The 19,105-nt window shown below is 45.9% G+C and carries 25 protein-coding genes; 23 read left to right on the top strand and 2 right to left on the bottom strand.

Features of this window, described 5'->3' with window-relative positions; genetic code table 11:
• The 9 genes from OCV99_RS11315 to OCV99_RS11355 form a co-directional block, all read left to right on the top strand.
• Positions 1–323: cysteine-rich VLP domain-containing protein (locus OCV99_RS11315; RefSeq protein WP_262575484.1), on the top strand; the 323-nt coding region annotated here is incomplete at its 5' end.
• Between the two features lie 139 nt (positions 324–462).
• The gene (locus OCV99_RS11320) at positions 463–987 is read left to right on the top strand and encodes a hypothetical protein (protein WP_055221085.1); all 525 of its coding nucleotides are present in this window, start codon (positions 463–465) and stop codon (positions 985–987) included.
• Between the two features lie 50 nt (positions 988–1,037).
• The gene (locus OCV99_RS11325) at positions 1,038–1,637 is read left to right on the top strand and encodes a hypothetical protein (protein WP_438938740.1); all 600 of its coding nucleotides are present in this window, start codon (positions 1,038–1,040) and stop codon (positions 1,635–1,637) included.
• 11 nt (positions 1,638–1,648) lie between these two features.
• Complete coding sequence (locus OCV99_RS11330) at positions 1,649–2,587, top strand: DUF4316 domain-containing protein (protein ID WP_055221081.1); 939 nt, start codon at positions 1,649–1,651, stop codon at positions 2,585–2,587.
• Positions 2,587–3,288 carry a hypothetical protein gene (locus tag OCV99_RS11335; RefSeq protein ID WP_055221079.1) on the top strand — a complete coding sequence of 234 codons (702 nt, stop codon included), beginning with the start codon at positions 2,587–2,589 and terminating at the stop codon, positions 3,286–3,288. The genes OCV99_RS11330 and OCV99_RS11335 overlap by 1 nt, the downstream gene beginning before the upstream one ends.
• Complete coding sequence (locus OCV99_RS11340) at positions 3,285–3,629, top strand: plasmid mobilization protein (RefSeq protein ID WP_055221077.1); 345 nt, start codon at positions 3,285–3,287, stop codon at positions 3,627–3,629. Before OCV99_RS11335 ends, OCV99_RS11340 begins: the two co-directional genes overlap by 4 nt.
• Before the next feature lie 143 nt (positions 3,630–3,772).
• Positions 3,773–4,063 carry a CD1845 family protein gene (locus OCV99_RS11345; protein ID WP_055221075.1) on the top strand — a complete coding sequence of 97 codons (291 nt, stop codon included), beginning with the start codon at positions 3,773–3,775 and terminating at the stop codon, positions 4,061–4,063.
• A gap of 89 nt (positions 4,064–4,152) precedes the next feature.
• Positions 4,153–4,920, top strand: coding sequence for a DUF3849 domain-containing protein (locus tag OCV99_RS11350; protein WP_082424713.1), 768 nt, complete (start codon positions 4,153–4,155; stop codon positions 4,918–4,920).
• Positions 4,921–4,952: 32 nt separating this feature from the next.
• On the top strand, positions 4,953–6,362 hold the full coding sequence (locus OCV99_RS11355) for a relaxase/mobilization nuclease domain-containing protein (protein ID WP_055221073.1): 1,410 nt from the start codon (positions 4,953–4,955) through the stop codon (positions 6,360–6,362).
• 352 nt (positions 6,363–6,714) lie between these two features.
• On the opposite strand, the gene OCV99_RS11360 is transcribed toward OCV99_RS11355, so the two are convergent.
• Complete coding sequence (locus OCV99_RS11360; protein WP_262575486.1) at positions 6,715–7,980, bottom strand: sensor histidine kinase; 1,266 nt, start codon at positions 7,978–7,980, stop codon at positions 6,715–6,717.
• 97 nt (positions 7,981–8,077) lie between these two features.
• The gene (locus tag OCV99_RS11365) at positions 8,078–8,785 is read right to left on the bottom strand and encodes a response regulator transcription factor (protein ID WP_055221070.1); all 708 of its coding nucleotides are present in this window, start codon (positions 8,783–8,785) and stop codon (positions 8,078–8,080) included.
• A 149-nt stretch (positions 8,786–8,934) separates the two neighbouring features.
• On the opposite strand from OCV99_RS11365, the gene OCV99_RS11370 reads away from it, so the two are divergent.
• From OCV99_RS11370 to OCV99_RS11435, 14 genes are all read left to right on the top strand, one after another.
• Complete coding sequence (locus tag OCV99_RS11370; RefSeq protein WP_055221068.1) at positions 8,935–9,837, top strand: ATP-binding cassette domain-containing protein; 903 nt, start codon at positions 8,935–8,937, stop codon at positions 9,835–9,837.
• Complete coding sequence (locus OCV99_RS11375) at positions 9,837–10,610, top strand: ABC transporter permease (protein ID WP_055221066.1); 774 nt, start codon at positions 9,837–9,839, stop codon at positions 10,608–10,610. The genes OCV99_RS11370 and OCV99_RS11375 overlap by 1 nt, the downstream gene beginning before the upstream one ends.
• A gap of 13 nt (positions 10,611–10,623) precedes the next feature.
• Positions 10,624–11,367, top strand: a complete 744-nt coding sequence (locus tag OCV99_RS11380) for an ABC transporter permease (RefSeq protein ID WP_055221064.1) — start codon at positions 10,624–10,626, stop codon at positions 11,365–11,367.
• Positions 11,368–11,377: 10 nt separating this feature from the next.
• The gene (locus tag OCV99_RS11385; protein WP_055221062.1) at positions 11,378–11,659 is read left to right on the top strand and encodes a hypothetical protein; all 282 of its coding nucleotides are present in this window, start codon (positions 11,378–11,380) and stop codon (positions 11,657–11,659) included.
• Positions 11,660–11,903: 244 nt separating this feature from the next.
• Positions 11,904–12,296, top strand: coding sequence for a winged helix-turn-helix domain-containing protein (locus OCV99_RS11390; RefSeq protein ID WP_055221060.1), 393 nt, complete (start codon positions 11,904–11,906; stop codon positions 12,294–12,296).
• Positions 12,297–12,411: 115 nt separating this feature from the next.
• Positions 12,412–12,600, top strand: a complete 189-nt coding sequence (locus tag OCV99_RS11395; RefSeq protein WP_055221059.1) for a helix-turn-helix domain-containing protein — start codon at positions 12,412–12,414, stop codon at positions 12,598–12,600.
• The gene (locus OCV99_RS11400) at positions 12,593–13,285 is read left to right on the top strand and encodes a response regulator transcription factor (protein ID WP_055221057.1); all 693 of its coding nucleotides are present in this window, start codon (positions 12,593–12,595) and stop codon (positions 13,283–13,285) included. Before OCV99_RS11395 ends, OCV99_RS11400 begins: the two co-directional genes overlap by 8 nt.
• 5 nt (positions 13,286–13,290) lie before the next feature.
• Positions 13,291–14,208 carry a sensor histidine kinase gene (locus OCV99_RS11405; protein ID WP_055221055.1) on the top strand — a complete coding sequence of 306 codons (918 nt, stop codon included), beginning with the start codon at positions 13,291–13,293 and terminating at the stop codon, positions 14,206–14,208.
• 134 nt (positions 14,209–14,342) lie between these two features.
• On the top strand, positions 14,343–15,269 hold the full coding sequence (locus OCV99_RS11410; RefSeq protein ID WP_002594743.1) for an ABC transporter ATP-binding protein: 927 nt from the start codon (positions 14,343–14,345) through the stop codon (positions 15,267–15,269).
• A complete protein-coding gene (locus OCV99_RS11415; RefSeq protein ID WP_055221053.1) occupies positions 15,262–16,071 on the top strand; it encodes an ABC transporter permease in 810 nt (269 codons plus the stop codon). Before OCV99_RS11410 ends, OCV99_RS11415 begins: the two co-directional genes overlap by 8 nt.
• Positions 16,072–16,076: 5 nt before the next feature.
• Complete coding sequence (locus OCV99_RS11420; RefSeq protein WP_055221051.1) at positions 16,077–16,850, top strand: ABC transporter permease; 774 nt, start codon at positions 16,077–16,079, stop codon at positions 16,848–16,850.
• A gap of 99 nt (positions 16,851–16,949) precedes the next feature.
• The gene (locus tag OCV99_RS11425) at positions 16,950–17,342 is read left to right on the top strand and encodes a winged helix-turn-helix domain-containing protein (RefSeq protein WP_055221049.1); all 393 of its coding nucleotides are present in this window, start codon (positions 16,950–16,952) and stop codon (positions 17,340–17,342) included.
• A 504-nt stretch (positions 17,343–17,846) separates the two neighbouring features.
• Positions 17,847–18,269 (top strand): hypothetical protein, encoded by a 423-nt coding sequence (locus OCV99_RS11430; protein WP_015542925.1) that lies wholly within the window; start codon positions 17,847–17,849, stop codon positions 18,267–18,269.
• Positions 18,270–18,869: 600 nt separating this feature from the next.
• Complete coding sequence (locus OCV99_RS11435; RefSeq protein ID WP_033143712.1) at positions 18,870–19,085, top strand: DUF6870 family protein; 216 nt, start codon at positions 18,870–18,872, stop codon at positions 19,083–19,085.
• Positions 19,086–19,105 lie beyond the last annotated feature (20 nt).

Consider the following 19,105-nt stretch of genomic DNA (forward strand, 5'->3'; position numbering starts at 1 on the left):
TCCGAAAGCTGGTAACAGACCTTTGCGCCAACCATGACAATCAGGATAGGCTCTGCCTCCCCTTAGACTGTCCCTGTTACATGCTGCATAAATGGTGGACCGGCTCTTTCTGCCGGTATTTTCAGGAGGCGGTGCTACCGGTGGACCCGGTGCTGGAATCTGCCATTACCGGCGAGGACACTTCCCTGAAACAGAAAACATGCCCGGTCTGTGGGAAAGCCTATCTGCCTACTACCAGCCAGGCCTATTGTTCGGATTCCTGCCGCGCCTTTGCCAGACGGAAATCCGAGCGGGAACGCAAGCGCCGGATCAGAAAAAATTAAAGGTAATATGTCCGCAACTTAACCAAAATGAGGCTTGATTTTAGGGGCTTTCGGGCCCCGGTTTGAGGGGCGGCTGTATAAGAATACTCTGACGCCCCAAAACGGGTATAAGTTGCGGACAAATAAACAAACGGGAGGGATGTGGATAGAAAAGACAGCGATTACAAAAGAGCTTATGCGGATTGATACCAGGAGGCAGATAATTGATATACAGCAGATTGATAACCGGCGCTTTATGTATAACCCGAAAACAGGCATATTGGTCTTAGGTTATCAGTATGCAGCTACAAGTACAATGGTTTCCAGCCATGCCAACGAACTGGCCGACGCCGGGATCACAAAAGGCTATGACGATTTTGTCCGGGGCTGGATCGGCACCGGCGGGGGCTACCCCAAAGGGGTGATCCACTTTGCGCCCTGTGTAGATAAGAGAAATATCACACTGTTTGACCGGGCTTTTGACACACTGAAAATGTTTCAGGAAAACGGTGCGCTGGCGGGCACGGTGGTCCGTGGCTTCGGGGAAAGCTGGGAGCAGCCGTTATCCGATATTTTTACGGATATGCGAGAACCGGAGCAGAAACCCTCTGTCCGCAGGCAGCTAAAGAAACAGCCGGAGGCAAAAGCCACCCGGCAGAAAACCAATCATCAACAGGAACGATAGGAGGCGATTTTTTGAATATCAATACGATCACAACCGATGACCTGCGGCGCATGGAAGGCAAAGACGGCCTGATCCTGCAGGGCTGCGGCGGGGATTTGAAGGAATGGGTGGACGGGATCAATGAGATGTTCACCGAGGCAGGAATTTTGAAGGACGGCAGTAAATTTGAGAATGTTTCCACTTTCCAGTATGGAGAGCTTACCTGTCTGCTCTACCCTTTCGAGGATGTAAAGCTGGACATTGGGAAACTTGCCATGTGGCGATTGCAGACCCATGATACTTTCGGCGGCACATGGCTGTCCGATTTTGTACCGAACCGTCTGGGCGGTTTTATCGGGGAGCCTTCGCCGGAGCCGGAAAAACCGGATTGTGCGCTGATCGGCCAGGATGGCAATATCTTCAATCTGGTAGGCATTGCGGCTCGTACCCTGCGGGAGCATGACCTGAAGGACCAGGCAAAGGAAATGAAGGACCGGGTGTTTGCTTGCGGCAGTTACGGGGAGGCGCTTTGTATCATTGGGGAGTATGTCAATATCACGGATTCCGAAGCGGAGCCGGAGTACAGGCCTTCTCTCCGGCAGCAGATAAAAGACGCAAAGCAGACGGAGACGCCCCAAAAGCAGAAACCATCAAAACAGCAGGAACGATAAGGAGGATCAGAATGGGAAAAGAAACAACCTACGGCGTATGGGCGGTGCGCAGCGGCGCTTCCATCTTCGGCCATGCTGAGGCGTGGTGCAAGGAAGATGGAAAGCCTTTGGAATTTGACTCCCGCGAGGCTGCGGAGGCTTACGCCAGGGAAATGAACAGCAAAACCTCCACCAATGTCCATTATTACGCACAGGAGAAAGAACCGGAGCCGGGCGCCGTCAAAAAGACTTCCGCGCAGGCACAGCCGGATTTGGATGCCCGCGCCCATGACGAAGTGATGCCGAGAAATGACGCGGCAGAAAAGCAGAATGAGATTCCCGGCAGACAGGTCATGCCGGAGGCGGACCCGCTGGTGGAAATCCGCTCTGCGGTCCACAGTAACTATGTGGGCATGGTTGCCATGCTGGGTGCGGACAACCGGGTGTACCTGGGGCGTGAGGAACGCTGCCACTATCAGGATATGCAGGCATCTTATTATGACAATCAGGACGGCTCCCTGTGCTTTGTCTGCGACCAGCCGGATATGTACTATTTTCTCTATGGTGAGGGCTGGGCGCATACCCAGGCGGAAATGCTGGAGCGCGGCCTTTCCCTGCGCCAGTATGAGGAATTTGCAAGGCTTCGGGACGGCGTGCTCTCACAGTTCACACCAAGCCGTGAAATCCTGTTCGCCGGGCAGCCCTTCCAGCCGCCGGAGAGCTATCTGCGTAATGCGGAACTCTACGAGGAAGGACAGACCGGAAACTATAATATGCTGGATGGCCGGCTGAATAATGAGCCGCCGGAACGCCCTGACTTAACGGACGGCCAGACCTATGAGGAAATCCGGGAGCTTGCACCGGAGACTTTGCCGGAGGAAAAACCTTCCCTGATGGAGCGGCTGAAAGCGGAACGCCCGGAGCATGAGGCGAAACAGGCAGCGCCGCCTGTGCCGGAAAGGGAACGCTGATGGGCGCGGTAAAATTTGAGGGCGTGGATGTGCTGGACTTTTTAGGGAAGGTTGTAGAGCTGCACACGCAGCATTATAAGGACGATTTTGATATTGACAAAGAGCTGATACAAAATCTTGCGGCTTGCAGAAATGAGGAGAATGAACAGCTCTTATGGATGTCCAGAACCTGCGGCACGTACTGTTTATGGGAAAGGGATGTTTACCTGCAGGACAGCCACGAAAATAAGGTGTGGCGGTTTTACCATGAGCAGACGAAAGATTCTATCCTGGCGTATGCAATCCGGCTGGACGGCATACAAGACGGGAAAGTCACCGGCTGTATCTGGCCTCTCGATTATCACGCCCATGTAGAACGGGTCAAGCTGCTTTCCTGTGCGATTGAAAAAGTATCAGTATTGTTCCAGGATGGCACACAGGCGGTATTCCCCTATGATTCCTATATGCAGCAGATTAACATGTTTAAGGCCGAGCATGGAACTTCCAAATGCGTGACCTGGCTGCCGGAAAGTGAGCGGGAATTACAAACAATCCTGCGGCGGGAGCATGTTAAGCGAGATTACCATGCAAAGCCCGGTGATATTCAGGAATATATGGATAGCCTGAAAAAGAGCACACTGCGGGGGAAACTGAAAGAGGTGCAGGCGGCAGCCGCTTTCACCCGGAAACCGCCTTCCCATAAAAAGGAGCCTGAACGATGAAGGCCGGGCATAACAAAAAATCCGTCCGGGTGGAATTCGTCATGTCCGAACAGGAGGCGGAGCTGATAAAGGGGCGCATGGCGGAGCTCGGCATTACCAACCTCTCCGCATATCTGCGCAAGATGGCGGTAGACGGTTATATCATCCATCTGGATATGAGAGACATTCAGGAAATGATACGGCTTCTTCGTATCTGTTCCAATAACTTAAACCAATATACCAGACGCGCCAATGAGACCGGCAGTATTTACGCTGCCGACATGGATGATCTGCGCACACGCCTGGACAGTTTGTGGGATGGCATGGATAAGCTGCTGCGGGGATTTGCGAACATTTCGTAAACGGGAAAAAACGCCGTTGCTTTCCAGAAACCGGCACGGTAGAATTTTGATAGAGGGAGAAATATGTTTCTCTTTGAAACACCCTTCGGGCATACCTGAATGTCCTGAAAAAACGGACATGGAAAAGGAAAGGAGGCGGGCGTATGCGTCTGATTGGCAAACTATTGGCACTTCCCTTTGTACTGGTTACAGGAATTCTTTATCTTGTATGCAAATTTCTTGTGGTGATTTCCGGCGCTGTTCTGGGAATTTTATCCGGGATCGTATTTCTGGCGGCGTTGGTGCTGTTCTTTGCAGCCGGGTTCTGGCCGGGGCTTTCATGGCTGGTGATCGCGTTCCTGATCAGCCCCTACGGTCTGCCAATGGCGGCGGCCTGGCTGGTGGGGATCATCGGCGGCGCAAACAGCGCGTTAAAGGATTTCGTATTTGGTTAAACAGTTTCGGCGGGACTCATTGGCAGCCCCGCCCTTTTTCTATAATTATGGCTGTCTGCTATGGCAGCTTTTTGATTGGAGGGATTTGATTGAAAGATACAACGCCAATTTATTTTCATTCTGCCACCTATGCGCATGAGCATGGGGAGCTGGATCAGTACCGTGCTTCCCACAAGGCAAACATTGCGTGTAAAGAGGCAATCGAACAGGCCATTGCGGACAACTACCGGGATAACCGTTTAGGCCCCGCATGTGTGCAGCAGGTCTTACAACAATTTGATCCTGGCCGGATTTTCTATGTCCTTGCCAACACGGTCCGGCAGAAAGAACATGACGGGCGAATTTCCCGTGATAACAAAGCCTGGGCGCAGACAATCCCGGTCTGTGAAGATAAGGACGGTTTCGGATATGACAGGAATGTTTCCTTTGTGGTAGACCGTAGCCATCCAGGACTAATGGATTTATTTCTTACCCAAGCCAGAGACATTGCAAAGGAGGATTTCAAGATGAATCAAGAGTTTATGAGCCGTAACCAAGTGGAGTTTATACGTCAGACCTACCCACCGGATACCCGGATTTTGTTGCAGCACATGGACGATCCCTATGCCCCGGTGCCCGCTGGCACCCGTGGAACTGTCAAGTATGTGGATGATATAGGCCAGATTGGGGTTGCCTGGGACAATGGACGCAGCCTTTCACTGATTCCCGGTATGGACACATATCGGAAACTGACCCAACAGGAGCTTACTCAGGAACAAGGTGAAAAGCCTTCCATACATGACAGTCTGGGCAAACATGCCGGTCAGCAGGCGGCTCACAGCGACAAACCGAAAATGAAAAAAGAACAGACACGATAACAGAGCCGGTTTTACAGTAAGGGGGTGATGGGATGGCGACCACACGGCTCATGCCGCTGCACGTTGGGAAAGGCCGGGATGTTTCCACGGCCATAGCGGATATTATTGACTATGTGGAAAATCCGCAGAAAACCGATTTTGGAAAATTCATTTATGGCTATGAGTGTGACACCCGGATCGCCGATGCGGAGTTTCTTCTATCCAAGCGCCAGTATGCGAACCTGACCGGACGTAACCGGGGCGCGGACGATGTGATTGCCTACCATCTCCGACAGGCGTTCAAGCCTGGCGAGGTCACGCCGGAAGAAGCGAACCAGATCGGGCGGGAGCTGGCATTGAAGCTGACGAAGGGAAACCATGCTTTTGTTGTCTGCACCCATGTGGATAAACACCATGTTCATAATCACATCATCATAAATTCTACCACACTGGATTGTCAGAAAAAATTCCGCAACTTCTGGGGTTCCACCTGGGCAATCCGGCGTATGAATGACAAGCTCTGCTTGGAGCATGGGCTTTCTATTGTAGAGAATCCGAAACCCAGCCGAGACCATTACGGCACATGGATGGGAAGTCAGAAACAGCCTTCCCACCAGGAGCAGCTACGATGGGCCATCGACGCAGCCCTGGAAGAAAAGCCGAAGGACTTTGAAGAACTTTTGAAGAAGCTGGAGGCGGCTGGGATTGAAGTCAACCGGGAGCGAAAGTACCTCCGTTTTCGCTTGTCACCGGAGGATAGATATACCCGGTGTGACACGTTAAAGGGCGACTATACCGAGCAGGCCATCAAAGAACGGATCGCCGGCACCCGGACGGTGAAGCCGCGCCGTACCTCTCCCCCAAAGCCGGTTTCCAAAGTCGGACTGCTGGTGGACATTGAGGCGGCGGTCCGTTCCGGCAAAGGGCCGGGGTATGAACGCTGGGCGAAGGTGTTCAACTTAAAGCAGCTTTCCCAGGCGGTAATCTATCTCAAAGAGCATGGCGATATGAGCTATGAGGATTTGCAGAAAAAATCAGATGCCGCTACCGCCAGCTTCAATGCGCTGTCGGTACAGATCAAGGAACTGGAATCACAGATGGCCGCCAACGGGGAGCTGCAGAAACAGATCGTAAATTATGCCAAGACGCGGGCGGCCTATGTGGAGTACCGGAAAGCCGGGTACAGCAAAAAATTCCGTGCGGCGCATGAGACGGAAATCCTTCTGCACCAGGCGGCGAAGAAACACTTTGACGAGGTTGGGATTACAAAGCTGCCCTCCGTCAAATCTCTGCGTGAGGAATATGCCGGACTTCTGGAACAGAAACGGAAAGCCTATTCTTCTTACAAACAGGCCAGAGCCGATATGAAGGAGCTTTATAATATCCGGGCAAATGTGGAGCATTTGCTGGACATTCCTACCGGACGGGAACCGCAGAAGGAATCGCAGAAGTCGCGGCAATAGTTTTCCTTCTGCTTTCGGTTTTCAGCGTTCCAACGGAACGCGCAGCCATCACCGCAGGTGATGATCTCAGGGGTTTGGGGATATGTCACCAACAAGCATTTTGGCAGGAATACCGGAAACGGATTCCTGCCAAAATACGCAATCTTACGGAAGATTGCATTGCTTGCCAGCGACAGTGGGTATAAATTTGAATCCGTAATATAAGAAACGCCGGACAGATCCAGTCATCATGTCCGGCGTTCTTTTTCCTTAGCTTCTCGCATTTACAGCTCAGGATAGGTGAACTTTTATAGCCCTAAATTCATAAACAAAAAAAGGGGGTTGTATCCTGAAGCCTCTTTTTATACCAATGTCAAAAAATAAGAGTTGTTTTATAGCCGCAGTTCAGCGCACTTTCAATTTTCATTGTACCACTATGTGCTTCTACAATTTGCCGTACCAACAATACACCAAGTCCATGACGGAGGTTTAGTTTTTCATCTGTGCTTTCAAGATAGTGCGTTTTGGCATTCAATTCTTGCAACTTATCAGCAGATACCCCCACGCCATTATCCGCAACAATAATTTCTGTATGTCCATCCGTACAGTCAACCGAGATTGTTATTGCACAGCCGTTTGGATTGTGGCCGATGCTATTTTGAAGAAGATTTGTAATCGCCCGCTTTAAGAGCGCTTCATCACCCAGCATATAGTGCAGCTCGCTTTCTTCATCCGATTGAAAATCAATAGAGAAGCTTTCATCAAGCCCACTATCCAGAAAATCACATACCACTTGCCGGGCCAATTCTACTGGGGAAATTTTCTCAGTTCGTAATGGCTGCATATCATATTCCAGTTTTGAAGTCAAATTCAAATCCTCAATGAGCTGCTTAATTTTGGTAGCCTGCTGGCGGATTGCCACAATCTTTTCTTTCTGTTCTGTGTTCAAATCCCGGCTTTCCTCTAAGCTGCTGGAATAGCCAAGCACCATTGATAGAGGTGTGCGGATGTCATGTGAAATACCGCTGATCCAGTTTGCCCTTGCCCTGTCCCTGCGTTGCAGGGTTTTGGCGACCTTATTCAGCTTTGCGTTGATTTCCGCCAATTCCCCCCGTTCAACTAACTGTGTTTTCTTCCCAGATGAAATTTCTTCTATGCCGGTGAGGATCGGCTTAATGGATTTTTCAATCTTGCGGTTATTGTGAATGAACAGGATCAGCACAATGATGATATTGAACAAAAATAAAGTAACCAATCCAAATATGTCTATTTTAATGCTGTCAGAAGTTTTGTAAGCAGACAGTTTCCAAAAACTATCCTGCGGGTAGCCGACAACCAGCAGACCATAAGATTGATTTGACACGAATACTGGATAATCCTCTAAGTACCACCTTGTCATTTCTGCAATATCGCCCGGTGTATAGTGCAGAGGTAATTCGGACGGTATTTTGTAATTCCAGACCACATCGCCGGTGTCATTGCTTATCAGCATACACCATGCGTTTTCATTTGTCATTTGGATAGCCGTATTTTCTGAAAGACGGTAGCTTTCTTCACTTTGCTGCAAGTCTGCGGAAACCTGCTCTAATAGTTGCGTTGGGCTATGGCTGCCCCGACTGCTTGACACCACAGCCAGCACAACAAAAAGGACAATGTTTATCAGGATAAAGAAGCAGAACAGCTTCACACTGGAATGAACATACCGCTTAAAAAATCGTTGAATATTATTCATAGGCTCACCTTGACTTGTCCTTTAAGATCAACTTATATCCAATGCCTTTTACCGTTACCAGCGAAACCGGCGAAGATGGTTTTTCCTCAATCTTTTCCCGGATATGGCGAATGTGCGACATAAGTGTTTTCTCATAGCCTATATAAATATCCCCGCAAACCGTTTGGCAAAGCGCACCCAAAGTTACAATGCGGCCCGCATTTGCATACAGTTTTTTCAATATCTCCACTTCTTTTGCGGTCAGGGAAACTGGTTCCTGTCCCTCACGATAGACTTCTGCCTGTTCTAAGTCCACTTTGCAGGCATCCAGTAAGAAGCTGCTTTCCTCACTTTCTTTATAGGTTCGCCGCAGAATGGCCGTAATGCGCCATACAAATTCCTGCGCGATAAATGGTTTTACCATGTAATCATCCGCACCGGCCTCAAAACCTTTTGATTTATCGTCGATTTCTCCTTTTGCCGTCAAAAAAAGAATAGGGATCGGGTTCTGTTCTCGGATTGTCTTTGCCAACATAAAGCCGTCCATATCCGGTAGCATAACATCCAAAACAGCCATATCCGGCTTTGCACTCATTCTTTCCAATGCGCTCAGGGCGGTATTGGCGGTTACTATATTTTCAAAACCATTCTCTTTCAGAATGGATTGGCACATCTGTAAAATTGCCGGTTCATCATCAACCAGCAAAATAATTTTGTCCTTGATTGTACCCATCGGCTCACTCCTTTCCTTATGTATTATACCATATCTTTTCATATTTGCAGCTTTGATCGTGAAAATCAAGGTAAAATCAAGGTTCTCTCCAATGCAATGCAAGGTGGGGGCTATATGATATAAGCAGCTTAGGAAAGGAGCAAGAAAAAATGATTGTAGCAACAGATAATTTGTCAAAAGAATATGACGGTGTTTACCGTGTTCAGGAATTAGATATTCGGATTAAAGAGGGCGACATTTACGGCTTTCTCGGCCCGAATGGGGCAGGCAAGTCCACCACCATGAAAATGCTGCTCGGACTTGTCAAACCCACCAGCGGAACCATTGAAATTATGGGAAAACCGTTCAACGAAAAGAACCGCCGTGATATTCTCGCGTCCGTTGGTTCCCTGATTGAATCCCCGTCCTACTATGGACATTTGACTGGCCGCGAGAATATGGAGATCATTCGCAGGCTGCTTGACTTGCCCAAAAAGAACATTGAAGAAGCGGTGCATATTGTCCGTATGGAAAACCAGATGGAGAAGAAAGTCAAAAACTATTCTCTCGGTATGAAGCAGCGGCTCGGCATTGCAATGGCACTGGCCCGGTTCCCGAAACTTCTGATTTTGGATGAACCGACCAACGGGCTTGACCCCGCAGGCATCGAAGAAATGCGGGAACTCATTAAGATGCTGCCGAAACAGTATGGCATGACAGTGATGATTTCCAGCCACATTTTAAGTGAGATCGATCAGATGGCTACTGTTGTCGGCATTATCAATCAGGGCTGCCTGATTTTTCAGGAAAGGATGTCAGTTCTGGATATGCAGCGGGAGCCACAGATTATATTGAGAACCAGCGATAATAACCACGCTTTCCAGCTTCTTAAAAAGGCCAACCCGCAGCGTACAACGGATGGTTTGCAGATCGGTGCGCTGACTGACGAACAGACCGGCGCTGTTGTGCAATGCCTGTGTTCCAATGGTATCTCTGTTTATCGTGTTGAGGAACACCGGGAAAGTCTGGAAGATATTTTCCTCAACCTGACAGGAAAGGAGCTGACACTGTGATGAAATACCTGTGCCTTGAATTATACAAACTGAAACGCAGAAAGGTTTTTCTGACCTTTGTGCTGATCCTCGGTGTGGAATTGCTCTTTGTATTTTCCAACTATGGAAACAATGAAAATTTCCTCGGTATGATTTCCGACCCCAATGCACCGGCATGGGAGGATTTGATCGTTGGGCCAGCTACTATGAATGGGCTTTTTCTTCCCATTCTGGCAGCGGTTATTGCCAGCCGCATTTGCGATATGGAACACCGGGGAAATACATGGAAGCTGTTGGAGTGCAACAATGAAAACCGCAAGGCAATTTGGTTCTGCAAGTTTACCGTAGTAGCCGTTCTCATGCTGGCGGCAATTCTCATTCAGGCTCTTGTGATTGTCGCCTACGGTAATGCTGTGGGGATTGTTGAGCCGCTGCCGGTAAAAACGCTGTGGGAATTTGTTTTGGGGACAGTAATGGTTACATTTGTGGTTGTAACTATTCAGGTGTTTTTCTCTCTTGTTTTTGCGAACCAGCTTGTCCCGATGTCTATTGGTATGATTGGCGCGTTGATTGGCTTTATTTCTACTTTGCTCCCCACAGGCATCCGCAATATCCTCATTTGGGGAAATTACGCAGAAATGATGGTGCTGGGGCAGGACACTTCTTCCGGCAATTTGCAATCCAGTGAACTTGTCGTTCGGAATATTGACTTTCTTCCGCTTACGATCCTCTTTATTGTTGGATTGATTGCCTTTGTCCTGTTTGAGAAGAAGTTTCAAAAATACGAGTATTAAAGGAGGGATTGTAATGCTTATCAATGCAATTCGGGCGGAAAATCTGAAAAGCCGCCATTCTAATATGTGGGTAGCAGTTCTCATTCTGCCACTTTTGACCGCCGCCATTGGTGCAATCATTTATGGCATCAATGCTTCGGCCAATTTGTACGACGGCGCAGTATGGCAGCAGCTTTGGCTTCAAACAGGGCTGTTCTATGGGTATTTTTTCTTTCCAATCCTGATTGCCATTTGTGCGTCCTATTTGTGGCGGCTGGAACACACAAATCACAACTGGAACAGCCTTATGACAACGCCGGTTTCCCGGCCAACCATTTTCATTGCGAAGCTGGTTGTGCTGACAAAATCTATTCTGACCGCACAGGTTCTTTTGATGGTGTTTATCATTATCGTAGGAAAGGTTGTGTTTCGGTTTGAACAGCCCATCCCTATCAATATGCTATGGTGGCTGTTTATGGGCTGGTTTTCAGCTTTAAGCGTTGGTGCTGTTCAGCTTTACTTGTCCATGCGGATCAGGAGCTTTGCGGTGCCGGTAGGTTTGGCGGTTTGCCTTAGTATCGGCGGTCTGGCTTTCCATATTGCTGGTTTAAGTGAGATGTTCCCTTATTCGCAAATTATTCTCGGTCTATCGTCACAGGACGAAGTGTTGCCCATTGACAGCATAATGACTTTGGTTCCAATGGTTCTTGTTTACACGGTATTATTTGTGATTTTGGCTACTAATCATCTGAAAAAGGCAGATGTTGTAGCCGGATAAAGGAGAAAAAATGAAAGCAGAAAATTTAGGAAGATTATCTTTGTTGGTAAGCGTACTCCCATTGACCCTGTTTATCATCCGGCACTTGAAAATCGGCATGGAAGCGCCGTGGGTTTATATCATCTTTGCAGTGTACGCGCTTTTGATTATTGCGGGCTTTGTATTCGCAATCTGGCTGGTGAAAAACAAAAGGACACGGACGGCCACATCTAAAGCGGCATTAACGCTTAGTTCTCTGTATGTTGCGTTTTTCAGCTTCTTTATTTACCTAACAGTAGCAGCCAGAATTTGACCTAATGGAAGCTGATTATAGCAGCAAACTTATTTCAGATAGCGAAAACCTGCCAGATGACGGCAAAAGGAAAAAGCCGTTGCATAACAAACACATTCAAATCACTTATGGGACAGAAATTTTGAATAAAAAATGGAGGTGATGATGTGATGGGACATTAGCTGTTTTTGATATAGAAGAATCCGGAAAACAGATTGGCGAAAAGTTATTTCTGCTTCTTAACGAGGAACAAAAGAATGCTCTAATGCAATATATTTTGGAACAAGGAGTCTGTCATGGAACGGTATTCAATTCCTGTCACACTTCCTTTGCTGCAAAGAAGAATCCTCTAACAGAAATACAGGAAGGCGAGCTTTATCTATGCCTGGAGCACCGCACTGTCAGGGTTCGCGAACGGATTATCAACCTGACAAGTAAGGAGTTTGATATACTGGCATTACTCATTGCCAATCCCAAACGTGTTTTTACTTACGAACTGATTACCGATTTGGTTTGGAAAGAGGATTGTGATTTCTATTCGAGAAAAGCCATTCATAATCATATAAGTAAGTTGCGTAAGAAATTGCGCTTTGAACCAGATCTTCCAAACTATATTGAGAGTGTCGCCGGAATCGGCTATAAATTTGAACATTTGTAAGCTAAAGCCACGAGATTTTCTTGTGGCTTTAATTAACATCCACTTCCAAACGCTTAATATTGAAGGTTGTATTGTTCGAGCTAAAGAACTATAATAGATTCTATGGAGGTGCGATATGGAATATATGACACTAAAAGAGGCCGCCGAAAAATGGGGTGTGACGCCTCGTAGGGTAAATTATTATTGTGCTGGTGAACGTATCTCTGGAGCAGTAAAGATGGCCGGTATTTGGCTGATTCCCAAAACTGCAGAAAAGCCGATTGATGGTCGGACAAAACAAGGGAGAGAATTGCGCCATGAATAAAATTTTGATTATAGATGATGACAGAGAACTATGCGCTTTGATTAAACGCAGCGTACAATCGGAACATATAGAAGCCGATTTTTGTAATACCGGAAAAGAGGGATTGCAGAAATTAAAAGAACAGGAATACCAGCTTGTAGTGCTGGATGTAATGATGCCTGGTATGGATGGCTTTGAAACGCTGGAAGAAATCCGCAAAGAGAACAGCCTGCCGATTTTGATGTTCACATCCAAAAATGACAGTGCTTCTAAAGTGCGGGGGTTACGGGCCGGAGCGGACGATTATCTGACAAAGCCGTTTGACATGGACGAACTGATTGCCCGTATTGCGTCCCTCATTCGCCGCTACACTCGCTTTAATCAGCAAGCTGGAACTATGCAAAAGCTGGATTTTGACGGATTGCAGATTGACCTTGAAAATCGTTCCATTACTACGGGAAACGGCACTTTTGAGCTTCCTCCAAAGGAATTTGATCTGCTCTTGTACTGTGCAAAACATCAAGGGAAAATTTTGACAAAACAGCAAATTTATGAGGAAGTATGGGGCGAAGAATATTTCTACGATGACAGTAACATTATGGCGATTATCAGTCGGCTTCGTAAAAAATTAGAAGTCAATCCTTCCAGTCCAAAGTATATCCAAACGGTTAAAGGGATTGGCTACCGCTTTAATAAGGAGGTGTAGCCGGTATGGAGATTATCGTTTTCTTGTCCATTGTGATTGCTGTTGTGGCTGTACTGACATCCATTGTTCTCGTTCGGCGCGTAAAAAAGCAAATAGCAGAAATGACCGACGCTCTGGTTGATGTGAAAAATGGAAATGGCAATCGGCGTATTTTGTCTGCAACAAATGAACTGGTATCCCCTCTTGCCTATGAAATCAATGAGATTGTTGTGTCCTATGAAAGCAGACTTTCGATTGTCCGGCAGACAGAGGAAATCAACCGCCAGCTTATGACGAGCCTTTCCCACGATGTTCGGACACCCCTTACAACCCTCATCGGGTATCTTGACGCTGCATATAAAGGGCTTGTTACAGGGAAAGACCGGGATGATTATATCGAAATTGCCCGCCGGAAAGCTCATGATTTGAAAGAATATATTGATGTACTCTTTGACTGGTTCAAGTTAAATTCCGACGAGTTTGCTTTGGAAATCCAGAGCGTTGAAGCCGCAGAGTTGACAAGAAATATCCTGATCGACTGGATACCGATTTTTGAAGATAAGCAAGTCGATTATGACATTGATATTCCCGAACAGCCTGTCCGGGTAAGATTGGATACGGACAGCTATATGAGGATTATCAATAATCTCATTCAAAATGTAATCGCTCACAGCCATGCGGACAAAATTAAAATTTCCCTGTCAAAGCAGGGAAATAACTTGAGGCTGCTGTTGGCAGATAATGGTGTAGGAATTGAGAAAGAAGATTTGAAACACATTTTTGAACGGCTTTATAAGTGTGATAAAGGTCGGTCTGAAAAAGGAAGCGGTCTTGGTCTTTCTATTGTCCATCAGCTTGTAGAAAAGATGGGTGGAAACATAACAGTTGAAAGTTTGCTGGGAAAAGGAACGGAATTTATGTTGCTTTTTCCTTTGGAGATTTAAGCGGGTTCCCGTCTTTATGGCGGGAACCTTTGTCATTTTGCCAGATTTCAAATTGCAAGGTTAATGCAAGGTTGCGGCAAGGTTAATGCAAGGTTGGCATGATAGAATACCTTACAGAACAGGAGGTTTTGAATATGGACACAAATTACATCATTGAAACGAAAAATCTGACGAAGCAATACGGTTCACAAAAGAGTGTGGCTGACTTAAATATCCATGTGAAGCGTGGGAGAATTTATGGTCTGCTGGGCAGAAACGGAGCCGGAAAAACTACTACCATGAAGATGCTGTTGGGCTTAACGAAGCCGACTTCCGGGGAGGTCAAAATCTGGGGAAAGCCCTTGCAGGGGAATGAAAAGAAATTGCTGCCCCGTATCGGAAGCCTGATTGAATCCCCCGGTTTTTATCCAAATCTGACCGGCACAGAGAACTTGCGTATCTTTGCTACTCTGCGGGGCGTACCAAACAATCATGCCATCAAAGACGCTCTGGATTTGGTAGGACTGCCCTACAAAGATAAAAAGCTCTTTTCACAGTATTCTCTTGGTATGAAGCAGCGGCTTGCCATCGCCCTTGCCGTTATGCACGACCCAGAGCTTTTGATTTTGGATGAGCCGATCAACGGGCTTGATCCCATCGGCATTGCAGAAGTACGCTCCTTTATTCGGGAGCTTTGCGACGCAAGAGGAAAAACCATTTTGATTTCCAGTCACATTCTTTCGGAGATTTCCTTGCTGGCTGACGATATTGGAATTATCGACCACGGAGCATTGCTGGAAGAAGAAAGCCTTGCTGAGCTGGAGCAAAAAAGCAGTAAGCATATCCGATTTACACTCTCTGATACTGCACAGGCGGCAAGAATTTTGGAACGCAATTTCCATGAAAATCATTTCTCTATACAGGACGACCACAATCTGCGTCTGCACAACCTTGATCTGCCTGTGGGGAAAATTGTAACTGCCTTTGTAGAAAACGGATTGGAGGTATCGGAGGCGCATACCTGTGAAGAAAGTCTTGAAGATTACTTCAAGCGTGTGACGGGAGGCGAGGGAATTGCTTAAACTGATTAAATGCGAATTTTGGAAATTAAAGCGGAAAAGATTATTATACGCACTGATGTCATTATCGTTATTTTTTCCGTTGATTTTGGCATATATGGCAAAGGCGGGAACAGGTGCAGATACAACGGAACATTATCTTCAAACCCGATTTGATTATGTTTATACAATGATGTTGGGATATGGATTGGTTTTTTTGCTTCCATGTCTAATTGGTATCATTGCCGCTATTTTGTTTTTTATAGAAAGAGATTGCGATACTTCCAAAAACCTTAGAACAATTCCTGTTACAAATACACAACTCATTATGGCAAAAATTTCTATGCTCTTTATTTTTAGCATTGCGTTTTGTCTGACAAGCACATTATCTGTTGCGTTGTTTTGTAAACTGTTTCATGTAGGAATGGTTTATGGTATGACTTATAAGATATTTATGAGCCTTATTTTTGGAGTTCTTATCGTAGCAGCTTCTTTGCCGATTGTATTTTTAATTATTTGTTTTAACAAAAGTTTTTTGCTTTCTATCCTGCTTGCGTTTTTTTATTCTATTTTTAACTGGGGCATACTAGGGACAGTTGGAACATCTATAAGTGCTGCAAAAATTGCTTTCTTAAATTCTTTCCCAGTTATATGTGTTATGAACTGGACAAGCGGCTTAATGATGGATCATTTGCAAAAAGACAATCTTTTGCCGGAAGCCTATGCGATTGTACCAACCACTTGCCATACAATTTTTATTCTGGCAATTACTGTTACACTTTCATTGTGGTTGATCATTCGCTTTTATAAAAAATGGACGAGGTAAAAGATATGGGAAATATAATAAAAACTGAATTTTTAAAACTAAAACGCTATTCCGTAATAAAAGCCGGAATTATTATGACAGTGCTTTCGCCGCTGCTGTCACTGTTTTATTCCACAGCCAACAGTGGACAGACATGGACATTTGACTATTTTATGCAGCAAGTTATGATTAGTAACTGTACCTTGTTTTTTCCGATTATCATTGCACTGATAGCAGGTTATATTATAACAAGGGAATATACAGACGATACGATGAAGAATATATCAACAATTCCTATCCCATATAAACAGTTGCTTTCTGGAAAACTACTTGTTCTATTGTTGTTGACAATCATCTTTAGCCTTATAGGTTGTGTGATAGCATTAGTAATTAACATTATTGCCGGATTTCCGGGAGCGCATTTTGGCAATCTGTTTAATATGTTTATTCGTGTTACTGGGGCGAATATAGGGATCTATATTTCAGTCTTGCCGATTATTTTGCTATTTTGTTGTTCGGCAAATAATTTTTTGGGTGGGGTTGCACTAGCTTTTGTGTATGGATATTTCGGAACTTTTGAAGGAACACTGTTAAATTATTATCCGATTAAAGCAAGCATGATTTTAGTAGACCCTACTTGTGGTGCGGAATATGGTTATACTTATCACATTTTTCCTGCCCTGATCACAATAGCTTTGACTTTTTTAATTTCTATCATTATTCTTGCAAACAAAAAGAAAGCACCCGGTACATTGACTGTCACTAAAAAGAAAAAAGTAGTTAGAAAAAAGGGATGGTGACGTGATGGGACATTAGCTGTTTTTGATATAGAAGAATCCGGCAAACAGATTGGCGAAAAGTTATTTCTGCTTCTTAACGAGGAACAAAAGAATGCTCTAATGCAATATATTTTGGAGCAAGGAGTCTGTCATGGAACAGTATTCAATTCCTGTCACACTTCTTCCGCAGCAGAGAAAAATCCTCTGACAGAAATACAAGAAGGCGAGCTTTATCTATGCCTGGAACACCGTACTGTCAGGGTTCGTGAACGGATTATCAACCTGACAAGTAAGGAGTTTGATATACTGGCATTACTCATTGCCAATCCCAAACGTGTTTTTACTTACGAACTGATTACCGATTTGGTTTGGAAAGAGGATTGTGATTTCTATTCGAGAAAAGCGATTCATAATCATATAAGTAAGTTGCGTAAGAAATTGCGCTTTGAACCGGATCTTCCAAACTATATTGAGAGTGTCGCCGGGATCGGCTATAAATTTGAACATCTATAACATGAGCCCACAAGGTGTTGTTTTCCCTTGTGGGCTTGCTTTTTGTAGCATATATTCTAAGAGCAGAATATGTAGAAAATTGCGAATATAAAGAGTAAAAAGCGAATGTCTGCGGACTGATACAGGAAACATAAACGATATAATTTTCTCCCAAGGAGGTATCAAGCAGCCGATTCAGGTTCCTCCTTGATGGGAGGAAATGCCTATGCGTCTATGCAACACAGATCCGCAGATAAACTGCTTTACATTCAGTCACCTATACGTCGTAGTCCAGCTCGTATGGATTGCGGCGTTTTTGGTTTCGACAAAGTTTGAGCATTTTCGCTGTCAACCTCCCGGAAAAATTTCATACTGCTGCTTTGGCGCGCCTGTTCTTTGTACGGGCGCGCTTTTTTGTACCCTTTTTTTAATCAGAAAGAGACTTAGACCTTATCGCTGCCGCAGCCCACCCTCTGATTTCGATTTTTGCCATCAACTCAAACATCGAAATTGGAGGAAATTACTATGAAGAAAATCAATCTTCGGGATTATTACCCGTATTATACACAGGACATGATCGTTGAGGTGCCGGATGAAGTTGCTTTGTTGCTTCGGGAGTATATGTTGCTGGAAGAAGCCTATCGGATTCGTACATACCGCTATAAAGCATTTTACTCCCTGGATCGAGACGAAGGTATTGAGCGTGAGATATTGCAAAAGCCTCTTAACCCGGCAGAAATTTGGGAACAGCGTCAAATGACGGAGTTGATTTATAAAGGTCTTTCCAAACTTCCGGTAAAGCAGCGCCAACGGATCTATGCACACTTTTTTCTTGGCATGAGCAAAGCAGATATTGCCAAAGCGGAAGGAACACACAAAAGCCGGATCACCCGTTCTATCGAAGCCGGATTGCGTAGTCTGGAAAAATATTTCAAAGAAATTTTATAACAGACGGCAACTTTGCCCCTAAAAATGTACTGAATAGTAGAGGGACATATTCGGCGGGACAAGCTGGACGGGTGTGGTAAGGAAGCATATATCTCCTCCCACCCCAACTGCAATATCAATTTGTCTGCCATGCCCCTTGCTTGTTCCTTGACAACCGAATATACGCTGTTACAGGTACTTCATTCTGTGTTCCGAGCGGCAGATGGGGCGGCGCGGTGACAGGCGGCCTAAGGAGGTGATGAATCCAGGCTGTCCGAGCGATAAACGCAACCTACGAAACCGGCTGTGGCAGGCCGGACGCGATAACGACGCAGATCATAATGGTACTTCTTCACAGCTTCCTAAAGACTTGGGGAGAGTTCCTGCGGCGTTTGCTTGCTCTGGCAAAGCGGCGGCGTATGTGGGACTATGATGCGGTGACGCTATCCGCAGCCTGTAATAGCCCCGTCCTTATAACAGAAGGACTTGCCGGGGTGCGTGGCAAATACGGCAGTAAAATCGAAATCAGATATAATGGGCCGGATTTATGTGTGTAACAACCGTAGATCCGACCTATTCATGTGGTTTTGATAACACAGTTTTCAGAAGGGAGTTGATACTATGGAAATGAACACCATTGTCAGTGAAGTGGGTACGCTGGTAGACATTCGGGATGTTTCTGTCAACAAAGAACTTTCCCGTGATGAACGGATTGCAGAATTTGTTCAGCAGATAAAAAATCCATACCATTTTAAGTGTGGCCGTTTTACTGTACAGGCCAGCTTTTCTGCTGAAGGTGCTACCCTGGAAGAATGTATCAAGGGTATTTTACGATAGGCGCAATTTTAAGAAAGGGG

It is taken from the genome of Dorea acetigenes, from assembly GCF_025567385.1.
GTDB classification, from domain to species: Bacteria; Bacillota; Clostridia; order Lachnospirales; family Lachnospiraceae; genus Claveliimonas; species Claveliimonas acetigenes.